8 protein-coding genes are annotated in these 12,101 nt (G+C 74.4%); 1 reads left to right on the top strand and 7 read right to left on the bottom strand.

Translation table 11 applies throughout. The features are described 5' to 3' along the window. Nucleotides 1–96: 96 nt before the first annotated feature. On the top strand, nt 97–399 hold the full coding sequence (locus PV350_RS22085) for a chorismate mutase (protein WP_500335561.1): 303 nt from the start codon (nt 97–99) through the stop codon (nt 397–399). Between the two features lie 507 nt (nt 400–906). Here PV350_RS22085 and PV350_RS22080 read toward each other — a convergent pair. From PV350_RS22080 to PV350_RS22050, 7 genes are all read right to left on the bottom strand, one after another. After that, nucleotides 907–2,676 (bottom strand): GMC oxidoreductase, encoded by a 1,770-nt coding sequence (locus tag PV350_RS22080; protein WP_500335559.1) that lies wholly within the window; start codon nt 2,674–2,676, stop codon nt 907–909. A gap of 14 nt (nt 2,677–2,690) precedes the next feature. Continuing rightward, nucleotides 2,691–4,292 carry a succinic semialdehyde dehydrogenase gene (locus PV350_RS22075; RefSeq protein ID WP_500335558.1) on the bottom strand — a complete coding sequence of 534 codons (1,602 nt, stop codon included), beginning with the start codon at nt 4,290–4,292 and terminating at the stop codon, nt 2,691–2,693. Between the two features lie 122 nt (nt 4,293–4,414). Continuing rightward, nucleotides 4,415–5,932: a serine/threonine-protein kinase gene (locus tag PV350_RS22070; protein WP_499513492.1), complete on the bottom strand. Its 1,518-nt coding sequence runs from the start codon at nt 5,930–5,932 to the stop codon at nt 4,415–4,417. A 20-nt stretch (nt 5,933–5,952) separates the two neighbouring features. After that, nucleotides 5,953–7,332 carry a serine/threonine-protein kinase gene (locus PV350_RS22065; protein ID WP_500335557.1) on the bottom strand — a complete coding sequence of 460 codons (1,380 nt, stop codon included), beginning with the start codon at nt 7,330–7,332 and terminating at the stop codon, nt 5,953–5,955. An 83-nt stretch (nt 7,333–7,415) separates the two neighbouring features. Continuing rightward, nucleotides 7,416–9,296, bottom strand: coding sequence for a serine/threonine protein kinase (locus tag PV350_RS22060; RefSeq protein ID WP_500335556.1), 1,881 nt, complete (start codon nt 9,294–9,296; stop codon nt 7,416–7,418). Nucleotides 9,297–9,377: 81 nt separating this feature from the next. Then, nucleotides 9,378–11,240, bottom strand: a complete 1,863-nt coding sequence (locus PV350_RS22055) for a serine/threonine-protein kinase (protein WP_499513489.1) — start codon at nt 11,238–11,240, stop codon at nt 9,378–9,380. A 121-nt stretch (nt 11,241–11,361) separates the two neighbouring features. After that, nucleotides 11,362–11,988, bottom strand: a complete 627-nt coding sequence (locus tag PV350_RS22050; protein ID WP_500335554.1) for a serine/threonine kinase C-terminal domain-containing protein — start codon at nt 11,986–11,988, stop codon at nt 11,362–11,364. Nucleotides 11,989–12,101: the final 113 nt, after the last annotated feature.

Below are 12,101 nucleotides of genomic sequence, written 5' to 3'. Positions count from 1 at the left end.
ACCAGACGTCACCAGGCGCCCCGGGCCACACGGCCCGGGGCGCCTGGCGTTTCCCGTCCCGTGCGGCCCGGGGCCCGGCCCCCGAGGAGGAACCCCATGAGCGGCACCCCGGCAGCACAGCGGACGAACGGCCCCGCCACCGACCCCGCCACCGACCCCGCCGCCGTCATCGCGGACGCCCGCGAGCGCATCGACGACCTCGACGCCAGGATCATCGCGCTGGTGGGGGAACGCATGACGGTCTCGGCCGGCATCCAGCGCGCCCGCATCGAGTCCGGCGGCCGCCGGGTGCACCTCTCCCGCGAGATGGACATCCTGCGCCGCTACAGCGACCGGCTCGGCAAGCCCGGCACCACCCTCGCCATGACCCTGCTGGAACTGTGCCGCGGACGGGCCTGAAACCCGCGTGGCACCGGCTCCGTGACCCGTTCGGGGGGCATCACCCGTACGGCACGTGACCGCCCACGGACGCCTTCGTTGAATCCGGTGTCCGTGCCAGCCAGGCGCGGTCACCCCGGGCCAGGGAAGCAAGGACGTCGAAACACCACGCGTGGACACCGCTCAGACGCAGCTGGGCGGGGTGCCACCGGAGCGATGAGGCGCGCCCGCGCGAGTGGAAGCAATGCGGCCGCGCCGTGGGACCTCGCTCCGGTGATCCGGTGACCGGACAGCAGGGGACAGCAGCCCGGTCACGACTCAAAGTGGCGGTCGGTTCCGGGGACGCCCGGGACCGGCCGCTCTGCGAGGAACACACTACTCATTTCGCGGCACTTGAGCAGGTATCCGACCCTCGATCGAGTGAGTCGGACCCCGCATCGCGCCCCGCGCGCGGTCCGGGACCCGTACGGAGCACGGCCGAGGGGGCCGCGACCCGGGCGGGTGCGGCCCCCTCGGCGTCCGGCGGGATCAGGCCTTGGGCGGGACCGGCGGGACGGGCAGCACCGGCAGCCGCAGGGCGCCGAAGGCGTCCGCCGGGACGACCGGGTGCTTGGGGTCGACCGCGGCGACGCGCCGGTAGGCCTCGCCCTGGGCCGGACGCGGGTCGGCGTCGCCCTTGTTGGGCCACAGGGACATGGCGCGTTCGGCCTGCGCGGTGATGGTGAGCGAGGGGTTGACCCCCAGGTTGGCGGAGACCGCGGCACCGTCCACCACATGGATGCCCGGGTGCCCGAACAGCCGGTGGTACGGGTCGATCACGCCGTGCCCGGCGTCCTCGCCGATCACGCAGCCGCCCAGGAAGTGGGCGGTGAGCGGGGTGCCCATCAACTCGCCGACGTTGCTGCCCGCGAAGCCGTTGATCTCCTGCGCCAGCAGGCGCGCGGCCTCGGCGCCCTCGGGGATGAAGGAGGGGTTGGGCGCACCGTGCCCCTGCCGGGCGGTGAGCAGTCCCTTCCCCAGGCCCTTGGGCTTGCGGTAGGTGGTCAGCGAGTTGTCCAGGGACTGCATGACCAGGCCGATGATGGTGCGCTCGGACCAACGGCGGTTGGACAGCGACCGCATCAGCAGCACCGGGTGGCGCGCGCAGTGCGCCAGGTAGGCCAGCCCGCGCGGCAGCCGCGTGCCGTGCGGGACCTGCAGGATGGACAGGCCGCCCATCGAGTTGGAGCCCTTGCCGTAGCGGACCGGCTCGATGTGGGTGTTCTCGTCGGGGTGGATCGAGGACGTGATGGCCACGCCCCGCGTGAAGTCCACCCGCTGCTCGCCGGTGCGCCGGCGGTAGCGGCGGCTGTCGGTCTGGGCGCCCACCAGCGCCTCGGAGTTGGTGCGGGTCAGCTCGCCGAGCCGCGCGGACAGGCCGGGCAGCCGGCCCGCGTCGCGCATGCGGTGCAGCAGCGTCTGGGTGCCGTAGGTGCCGGCGGCGACGACCACGTGCCCGGCACGCAGCACGCGCGGCTTCGCCTTGCGCCGGCGGTCGGTGGGGACGACGGTGACGTCGTAGCCGCCCTCGGCGTTCTCCGACAGCCCGGTGACGGTGGTCATCGCGTGGATCTCGGCGCCCGCCTTCTCGGCGAGGTGGAGGTAGTTCTCGTTGAGGGTGTTCTTGGCGCCGTGGCGGCAGCCGGTCATGCACTCCCCGCACTCCGTGCAGGCCCGCCGGGCGGGGCCGGCGCCGCCGAAGTACGGGTCGGGCACCTCGCCGCCGGGCATGGCCTTGGCGTCGCCCGAGGCGTCCTGGCCGTCGCCGAAGAACACGCCGACCGGGGCCATGTGGAAGGAGTCGCCGACGCCCATCCGCTCGGCGGTCGCCTTCAGGTGGACGTCCGAGGGGGTCATGGTCGGGTTGAGCCGCACCCCGAGCATGCGCTTGGCCTGGTCGTAGTGGGGGGCCAGTTCCTCCTGCCAGTCGGTGATGTGGCCCCACTGGCGGTCCTCGAAGAAGGCCTTCGGCGGGACGTAGAGGGTGTTGGCGTAGTTGAGCGAACCGCCGCCGACCCCCGCGCCCGCCAGGATCATGACGTTGTCGAGCAGGTGGATGCGCTGGATCCCGTACAGGCCGAGCGCCGGGGCCCACAGGTAGTCCTTGATGTGCCAGGAGTTCTTCGGCAGCGACTCCCGGGTCCAGCGGCGGCCCGCCTCCAGGACGCCGACCGTGTAGCCCTTCTCGGTCAGGCGCAGCGCCGACACGGATCCGCCGAAGCCGGACCCGATCACGATCACGTCGTAGTCGAAAGACATCCGCTCCCCCTCCATCAGCGGAGCCTCAGCGCCTTCATCAGCCGGAGGCTGCGGCTCATGAAGGCCGCGTACCCCGCGTCGTCCATGCCCAGCGACGGGGCCATCGGCAGCAGGCGCTGCGTCGCCACCGTCTGCGCCTCGGTGTACTTGAGGATGCCCTCGGAGCCGTGCCTGCGGCCGAGCCCGGAGTCCTTCATGCCGCCCATCGGGGACTGCACGCTGCCGTACGCCGGCGCGTAGCCCTCGTTGACGTTGACGGTGCCGCTGCGCAGACGCGCGGCGATGCGGGCGCCGCGGCGGGTGTCCTTGGTCCAGACGCTGGAGTTGAGGCCGTACGGCGTCGCGTTGGCGCGCTCGACCGCCTCGTCCTCGTCGGTGAAGCGGTACACGGACACCACCGGGCCGAAGGTCTCCTCCGCGCACACGGCCATCGGCGGCTCGACGCCGTCCAGGACGGTCGGCTCGAAGAAGTACGGGCCGACGTCGGGCCGGGCCCTGCCGCCGGTGAGGACGGTGGCGCCCTTGGCGACGGCCTCCTCCACGTGCCGGGTGACGGTCTCCAGCTGGCGCTCGCCGGCCAGCGACCCCATCCCGGCGCCGTAGGCGAGGGCGGTGCCGAGCTTGAGGGCCCCGGCGCGCGCGGTGAAGCGCTCCAGGAAGGCGTCGGCGACGGAGGTGTGGACGAAGAGCCGCTCGATGGAGATGCACAGCTGGCCCGCCGAGGAGAAGCAGGCGCGGACCGCGCCCTCGGCGGCCTTGTCGAGGTCGGCGTCCTCCAGCACCAGCAGGGCGTTCTTGCCGCCGAGTTCGAGGGAGGCGCCGATCAGGCGGGCCGCGGCCCGCGCGGCCACGTCCCGGCCGGTACGGGTGGAGCCGGTGAAGGACACGTAGTCGGCGTGCTCCACGACGGCCGGGCCGACGACCGGGCCCTCGCCGATGACGACCTGCCAGACGTCGGCGGGCAGTCCGGCCTCGATCAGCTGCTCACGCGCCCACAGGGCGGTCAGCGCGGTCTCGGTGTCGGGCTTCATCACCACGGCGTTGCCGGCGGCGAAGGCGGGCAGCGCGTCGCCGATGGAGAGTTCCAGGGGGTAGTTCCAGGGCGCGATCTGGCCGACGACACCGCGCGGGTGCCGCAGCTCCCGCACCTTGGTGAGGGCCGGGATGGCGCCGGTGTGCCGCTTGGGCCTCAGGTACGACGGTGCCTTGACGCCGTAGTGCCGCGCGGCGACGGCGACCGCGAGCACCTCCTCGTGCGCGTGCAGCCGTGTCTTGCCGGTCTCCAGCTGGATCAGGTCCAGCACCTCGGACTGGCGGGCCAGCACGAGGTCGTGGAAGCGCAGCAGCACCGCGGCGCGGCGGCGCACCGGCGTCGCCGCCCAGGCCTTCTGCGCCTCCCGCGCCCTGTCGTAGGCCGCCGCCACGTCCTCCGGCGTCGACTCGGGGAGCTCCGCCAGATTCTCGCCGGTCAGCGGCGTGTGGTTCACGGTGCGGCCGCTGCCGGCGACACCCCGCGTCAGCCGCGCCACGAGGTCCGGTGTCACCACGTCCGCGGCGGTCCTGGTGCCGGAGGGGGCGACCGGATTGCCGTTACCGGCAGTAGGAGAGTCCGTCATGGCGGGAGCGTACGACGCGGTGACACCGCGTGCATACCCGTCAGTAGCCAGTTTTCACAATTACGCCAGCAAAAGCTGGCAGGAACGCCGCGACCCGTCCCAGGACCGTCCGTGCCGGGACCTCATCCGGTGCGGAAGGTGACGCGGGCGGTGTCGAAGTAGTCCCGTCCCCGCTCGGCCAGCTGGAGGGGCGAGGAGACCCACAGGTCGTACTGGCGGCCGTCCTCCTCCCAGCACAGGTCGAAGGTGCGGCGCGGCTCGCCGGGCGTGAAGCCGTCCCAGGTGAACTGCCACAGCGCGGCCGGGTGCCCGTTCTGCGTGGTGGGGGTGACGAAGCCGTCCCGGTAGCCCCGGTACGCCGCAGCGCCCGAGGCGTCCTGGGCCCGCATGACCGCCTCGGGGCCGCGGGCGTCCGGCGGCTGGCTGCGGATGCCGACGCGGAACTCCTCGCCGGCGGAGTAGTAGAAGATCCGCGGCGGTTCCAGGGAGCGCCGGAAGCCCTCCGGCAGGGCGAGCGAGAAACCGGCGGGGTCGTCGACCGTGCGGAAGCCCGCGGGGAGCGCCGGGGCGGACGGCGCCGGGGCGGACGGGGTGGACGAGGCGGACGGGGTGGCGTGCGTGGCCTCGCCGCCCGTGGCGACGGTGCGGACCGGGGAGGCGCCGTCCCCCGGCGATCCCCCGTCCGGCAGCAGGGACGCCGCCGCGACACCGGCCCCCGCCAGCACCACCACGCCCAGCGCGGCCGCGAGCGGGGCCCGCCTGCGCCGGGCCCGGGGAAGCGGCGCGTCCTGCCGCTCCGCCTCCGGGACGGGCGCAGGCGCGGGCACCGCGGTGGGCGGCACGCCGGTCTCCGCGTAGCCGGCGAGCAGGGTCTCGGTCTCCTCCGCGGTCGGGCGCCGCCCGGGCTCGCGGCGCAGCAGCGCCTCGACCACCGGCAGCAGCGGCCCGGTCCGCTCCGGCGGCCGGATCTCGTCGAAGACGACGGCGTGCAGCACCTCCCCCAGGGAGTCACGGCGGAACGGCGACCGCCCGGCGACGGCCGCGCACAGCAGGACGCCCACCGACCACAGGTCGGAGGCGGGACCGGCGGCCTGTCCGGACATGCGCTCGGGGGCGGTGTACTCGGGGGAGCCCACGAAGTCCCCGGCCTTGGTCAGCGTGGTCGCGCCCGCCACCCGCGCGATGCCGAAGTCGGTCAGCACGACCCGCCCGGTGCCGTGCTCGACGAGGACGTTGCCGGGCTTGATGTCGCGGTGGAGGACCCCGCGCTCGTGCGCCGCCCGCAGCGCGCCGGTGACGGCGGCGCCGACGCGGGCGGCCTCGCGCGGTGCCAACGGGCCGTCCTGGGCGAGGACTTCGGCCAGCGAGCGGCCGTCGACGAGTTCCATGACGATCCAGGGGCGGCCGTCCTCCTCGACGACGTCGAACAGGACGATCACGTGGGGATGCCGTATCTGCGCGACCGTGCGGGCCTCCCGCAGGGCGCGGTCCTCCTCGCCCTCGGCGTGCAGCTCCTTGACCGCCACCCGGCGGCCCAGCAGTTCGTCGTCGGCCCGCCACACCGTGCCCATGCCGCCGCGCCCGAGCCGCCCCGTGATCCGGTAGCGCCCGGCGACCAGCCGCCCCCCGTCGCCCGTCATGGGGCCATGATGCCGCACCGTCAGTTCCCCGGCTCCGGCCGCCAGGTCTGCAGCGCCACCTGGAAACCGGCGGAGGCGGCGGCCCAGTCGCCGGCCGGCGCCCCCATGTAGAGGGCGTACTCGCTGCCGTCTGCCGCGACGTACGCCTGGTCGACGGCGCGGCGCGGGCCGGGGTGCTCCTTGGAGTCGGTCCAGCTGAACTCCCACAGGCAGCCGTCGCCGCCCCGGAAGGTGTTCTGGTGCAGCCGCACCCGGGTGTAGTCGGGCAGCGCCCGGACGCTCTTCTCCAGTTCGAGCAGGTGCATGTACGGATTGAGCCCCGGCGCCGCGCGGCCGACGCCGATGCGCAGCCGGTGCGCGCCGTCGTCGGGCGTGTAGTCGATCTGGTCGCCGTCCAGTTGCCGCTTCCAGCCGCGCGGCACGGCCAGGCTGAACCCCGCCGGGTCGTGGACCCGCACGTAGCCGGCCGGGACCCCGCTGCCGTCGCCACGCCCCTTCACCACCGCCAGGACGGCTCCGGTGCCCGCGAGCAGCGCCACCGCGACCGCGGCCGCCACGAGGGCGGTGCGCCGCCTGCCGGGGCGGCGGCGCCGGGGACCACCCGCCGCGATGGCCGCAAGGGTGGTCGCCAACCGGCCGGCCTCCGGCCGCGCGGCCGGCTCCTTCGCGAGCAGCGCCGCGATCACCGGGCGCAGCGGACCGGCCGCCCGGGGTTCGGGCAGGTCCTCGTACACCACGGCCTGCAGCGTGCCGATCGGCGAGGTGCGGCGGAACGGCGAGCGTCCCTCGACTACCGCCGCGTAGAGCGTGGCGCCCAGCGACCACAGGTCGGACTCCGGCCCGGGACGGCCGCCGCGGGCCCGTTCGGGCGCCAGGTAGTCGACGGAGCCGACGAGTTCGCCGGTCCGGGTGATCGCCGAGTCACCCTCGACGACGGCGATGCCGAAGTCCGTCAGCAGGACCCGGCCGTCGCGGGCGAGCAGCACGTTGGCGGGCTTCACGTCCCGGTGGAGCACCCCCGCGGCGTGCGCCGCGCGCAGCGCCTCCAGCACGGCGGCGGCCACGGCGGCCGCCCGCCGCGGCGGCAGCGGGCCGTCCCGCCGCACCACCTCGTCCAGGGAACGGCCGTCGACCAGTTCCATGACGATCCAGGGGCGGCCGTCCTGTTCCACGACGTCGTGGACGGTCACCACGTTGGGGTGGTTGATCCTGGCGGCGGCGCGGGCCTCCTGCTTCATGCGCTCCTGGAGCACGGCGCGGTCGTCCTCGGCGAGGTGGGCGCCGAGCGTCAGCTCCTTGACGGCGACGGTGCGCCGCAGCACGACGTCCTGGGCCTCCCACACCCGCCCCATGCCGCCGCGGCCGATGACGTCGCCGAGCCGGTACCGTCCGGCCAGCACGCTTCCGCTCCCGCTCACTCCCCTGCCCCCACGGCTTCTGCGACGCGCGCCGCAGCCGCGCGGTTCCGGTCCGGACGCCGCACTCAAGTGGTGCTGCGGTAGGTCTCCGCGGCCTTCTCGAAGTACCGCTTGACGTCGGCGCGCCGGCCGTCCGGCCCGATGACCAGGACGACGTGGTACCTGCCGTCGCGGATCATCACCAGGTTGCGCGCGAACAGCTGCCGCCCGGAGCCGTCGCTCCAGCTGAACTCCCCTTCGGCGGCGGTGATCCCGCCCATGTCGAGGCGGCGCAGGCCGGAGGCCGAGGACCAGCCGGAGGCGCGGAAGCCCGCCAGCTCCGGCTCGTCGTTCTGGTAGACGATCGGGTCGCCGCCCTTGTCGGCCACGGAGTCGCGGCCGGGTACGACGAGCAGCTGGTAGTCGCCGCCGGTGTAGCGGACCTGCCCGTCGGCGTTCTTCCCCGTGCGCTGCCAGCCGTTGGGGACGGCGAGGCTGAAGCCTGCCGGGTCGGTGCGCAGCCGGAAGTCGCCGCCGAGGCCCGTGGTGGCGGCGTCGTCCGCGGGGGCGGACCGCGTGGGCGGCGGGGCGCTCGTGGCGGGGGCCGTGCTCCGCGGGGCCTTGGAGCCCGACGGCTTGGTCGTCTGCGGCCGCTCGTCGCCGCCGGGCACCTGCGCGGGCAGGGTCCGCGTGGCGCCGGCCGCGCCCCGGTCGTCCGCGACCCCGCCGCGCGGCATGAAGAGCACCGCGTACAGCACGGCGGCGACCATCAGGAGCAGCACCAGACCGACCAGGGTGACCCCGAGGCTGCGCGGGCCGCGTGCCGTCCCCTGCCGCCGCTCCTTGGTGCGCTTGTGGCGCCCGTGGGCGGGGTGGGCGGGTACGGGGTCGGCGGCGGCCTTGCGGCGCCGCACCAGTTCACCGCGGCGCCGTACGACCGGCAGCTTGTGCGGATCGTCGGCGGGCACGGGCACCGTGCTCAGCCCCACGTCCGGCTCGGGCGCGGACCGGACGAGCGAGCGCAGCCAGCCGCGCAGCTCCTCCGCGTCGGGCCGCTCCTCGGGGTCCTGGCGGAGCAGGGACTCCACCACGGGCCGCAGCGGGCCGCACTCCTCGGCGTACGCGGGCGGCTCGGCGATGACCAGCTGGACCAGTTCCGCCGTGCTCTCCTCCGGGAACGGCGGATGCCCCTGGACGCTGCGGAACAGCAGGGACCCCAGCGCCCACAGGTCGGCGGCCGGGCCGACCGGCGGGGCGAGCTGCCAGTTCTCGTGGACCTCGGTGGCCTGCTCCGGGGCCCACCGCTCGGTGACCGGGCCGACCACGGTGAGCCGGGCCTGCCGGGCGCGCTCCAGCTCCAGCGCGGAGTGCGGGCCGTCCCAGCTGCCGCCGGGCGCCTCACCGCCCCCGGCCATGGCGGGCACCGGCACCGGGTTGTACCCGCACAGCGCCTCCTGGGCGGCGCCCACGGCCAGGCCCGAGAGCATCGCCCGGCCGTCGTCGCAGACCAGCACGGTCCGGCCGGTGACGTTGCGGTGGACCCAGCCCTGCGTGTGCAGCACGCGCAGCGCGGTCAGCACGTCGGAGGCCACCTCGGCGGCGCGGTAGGGGCTGAGCCGCTTGTCGGCGAGGACCGCGGCCAGCGGGCGGGCGGCGACCAGTTCGCTCACTATCCACACGCTGCCGTCCTCGACGAAGATGTCGAAGACCTGCACCAGCCGAGGGTGATCGGGTATCGCGGCCGCGGCCCGCGCCGCCTCCAGGGCCCGACGGGCGGTGTCCCCGCCGTCACCGTGCTGGGGCTCGGGCTCGGCGCTGACGACCTCGGGGAGCAGGACCTGGCGTATCAGCACCTCCTGGTTGCTGAAGGTGTCCCAGGCCCGGGTCTCCACCAGTTCGAACTCGTCGGCGGGCGGCCGCGGCAGGCGGTAGCGGTCGGCCAGTACGCGTCCCGCGTAGTCGTCCACGACGCCTCCCCAAAGCGTCAGATCCGATCCGTTCTGGATGCGGACAGTCCGCAATGACTCACGATACGTGCTCGAGCGGTGTCACTTGGCCGGTTTGAAGGTCTTGTAGAGCGCCTCACGCATCTCCGTGGTCTTCTTGCCGTTCCACCCGGCGTCCGGCGCGATGAAGAGGATGGCGTATCCGTGACCGTCGTCCACGACGAAGCCACGATTCACGGCGCGCATCTTGGTGCCGCCGGAGGTGTAGGTGAACTCCCAGTCGGCGGCGGTGCGGTAGCCGCGGTAGTCCACGTCCTTTATGGACACCCGCTGGTAACCGGGGAACCTGGCCGCGGTGCCCGACTCGTTCTGGCGCCAGGCGTCCGCCGCGCTCTTGCCCGGGGTGTGGGTCCAGTCGACCTGGACCCGGGGGCTGTGGCGGGCGTTGAAGATCCAGCCGTTGCCGGCCCGCTCCTTGTTCGCGGCCCAGCCGGCCGGCAGCGCTATCGAGAAGCCCTCGGAGTCGGTGTAGGTCGTCCAGCCGGCCGGGACGGCGGCGGCGCCGTCCTTCCCGCTGCCGGAGCCGTCGCCGGAGGAACCGGAGGAGGAACTGCCCGAACCCTTGCCGGAGTTGTCGTCGTTCCCCTTGTCGTCGCCCTTGCCGGAGTCGTCGCTGCCCTTGCCCTGGTCGTCGCCGCCCTTGCCGTCCTGGACGCCGTCGTCACCGGACTTGGGGCTGGTCGAAGCCGGCGGCTTGGCGGGGTTGCTGGAGCCCGCGTCGTCGTCGCCCTGGGCGACCCAGACACCGATGCCGGTCCCGAGCAGCGCGAGCGCCACCAGGATCGCCGCGAAGAGCAGTCCGCGGCGGCGGCGCTCGTCCAGCGACGCCAGGAACGGCACCCGAGGGGCGGCGGCCGGGGCGGGGACCGGTACCGGCGCGACCGGCGCGGACGCGGTCGCCGGGGTGACCGCGGTCGCCGGGGCGGTCTCGGGATCCGGCTTGGCCTTGGCGGCCCGCAGCGCCGCCTGGTCGGCGGCGGCGGCCCGGGTGGCCGGCGGCGCGTCGGTGGGCGTCGGCTGCGGGTCGGAGGGCGGCAGCGGCATGGTGCGCGTGGCCTCCGCGACCGGGACGTCCGGCGCGTGGGCGACGCCGGTGAGCAGCGGGCGCACACCCGCGTCGTCCAGCCGCAGCTCGGGGTCCTTGTTGAGCAGCCCCTGGATCGCGTCGGCCAGCGGGCCCGCGTTGCGCGGGGTGCGCAGCGGCTCGGTCATGACGGCGGTGAGCGTGGCGATGGCGGAGCCCTTGTCGTACGGCGGCCGGCCCTCGATCGAGGCGTACAGCAGGGCGCCCAGCGACCACAGGTCGGCCGGCGGGCCCGGCTTCTGGCCGCGGGCCCGCTCCGGCGAGATGTACGAGGGAGCGCCGACGAGCATGCCGGTGGAGGTGACCGACGGGTCGCCGTCGATCTGGGCGATGCCGAAGTCACTGAGCACGACGCGGCCGTCGTCGGCGATCAGGACGTTGGACGGCTTCACGTCGCGGTGGAGGATGCCCTCCTTGTGGGCGGCCCGCAGGACGTCCAGGACGGTCAGCCCGACCTCGGCGGCCCGCTTGGGCGTGAGCGGTCCGTCCTCGCGGATCGCGTCCGACAGCGAGCGGCCCTCGACCAGCTCCATGACGATCCAGGGCCGGCCGTCCTCCTCGACGACGTCGAAGACCGTCACGGCCCCGGTGTTGCGGATCCGGGCGGTCGCCTTGGCCTCGCGCAGGGTGCGGGTCACCAGGCGGCGCTTCTCGTCCTCGTCGATGTTGTGCGGGAAGCGCAGCTCCTTCACGGCGACCGTGCGACCGAGCGTCTCGTCGACGGCCCGCCAGACGGTACCCATGCCGCCCTTGCCGAGGACGGCGCCGAGACGGTAGCGGTCGGCGATGAGACGCTGGTCGGTGTCGTGCGCCTGGCCCATGAATTCCCTCTGCCGTCGCTGAAGATGAAGCTCCCTCATCGCCTGCTTTCGGCGACCGGGGGATGGAGACCTCCATCATCCCTGACTCGGGGCCGTGGTCCCACCCCGGCCCCGACGTGTGCTAGTCGTGGACGACGAGTCCGGCCACCGCGTTGTCGAAGACGGGCCGGAAATCACCCCATTGAGCCGTCGGCGCGGAGAGGTAGACGGCGAACTCGCGTTCACCGGGCTCCCCGAAGCCCAGGTCGATGGCGCGGAAGTCGCGGGCCTTGCCCTCGAAGCTGAACTCCCATATGGCCGCCGGGCGCTCGCGCCAGCGGGTGCTCTGCATGCGCAGCCGCTCGTACCCGTCCAGCTTGGGGATGGTCTGCTGTTCCTCTTCCTCGAAGTGCGCCAGCGGGTCGTTCGCCGCGTAGTCCAGCGTGCCGATCCGCATGCCGGCCAGACCGGTCGGGTCGATGTAGATGACCTGCTGGCCGTCGTCGCTGACCTTGCGGGTCCACCCGTCGGGCACCGGGACCGAGAACCCGCGGTCCGGTTCCTCCGCCAGGTGGTAGCCGGCCGGCACGGGCGACGGGCCCGGCACGGACGGTGAAGGTGAGGAGGGCGAGGAGGGCGAGGAGGGCGAGGACGAGGACGAGGTCGCCGAATGGCTCGGCCGCGCCGCGTCGCCCTGCGCGCCGCCGGAGCTGCCGAAGTGCTCGGCGGCGTAGAACCCGCCGCCGGCGAGGGCGGCGGCCAGCGCCACGGCCACCAGCGCCCGTACGCCGGTGCGGCGCCGGCGCTCCGGGGCGGGCGGCGGGACCGGGACCCCCGAGGGGGACCGTGGGGGGGGGAACCGGTCCCTTAAACCCCCCTAAC

Source organism: Streptomyces sp. PA03-6a (genome assembly GCF_033792765.1).
GTDB lineage: Bacteria > Actinomycetota > Actinomycetes > Streptomycetales > Streptomycetaceae > Actinacidiphila.
Note: the sequence above shows the minus strand (reverse complement) of the source record. Positions and strands in the feature narration are given on the sequence as shown.

Coding starts and splice junctions, on each gene's coding strand:
- PV350_RS22085 (WP_500335561.1), top strand. CDS start 97: ATGAGCGGCACCCCGGCAGCACAGCGGACGAACGGCCCCGCCACCGAC.
- PV350_RS22080 (WP_500335559.1), bottom strand. CDS start 2,676: ATGTCTTTCGACTACGACGTGATCGTGATCGGGTCCGGCTTCGGCGGA.
- PV350_RS22075 (WP_500335558.1), bottom strand. CDS start 4,292: ATGACGGACTCTCCTACTGCCGGTAACGGCAATCCGGTCGCCCCCTCC.
- PV350_RS22070 (WP_499513492.1), bottom strand. CDS start 5,932: ATGACGGGCGACGGGGGGCGGCTGGTCGCCGGGCGCTACCGGATCACG.
- PV350_RS22055 (WP_499513489.1), bottom strand. CDS start 11,240: ATGGGCCAGGCGCACGACACCGACCAGCGTCTCATCGCCGACCGCTAC.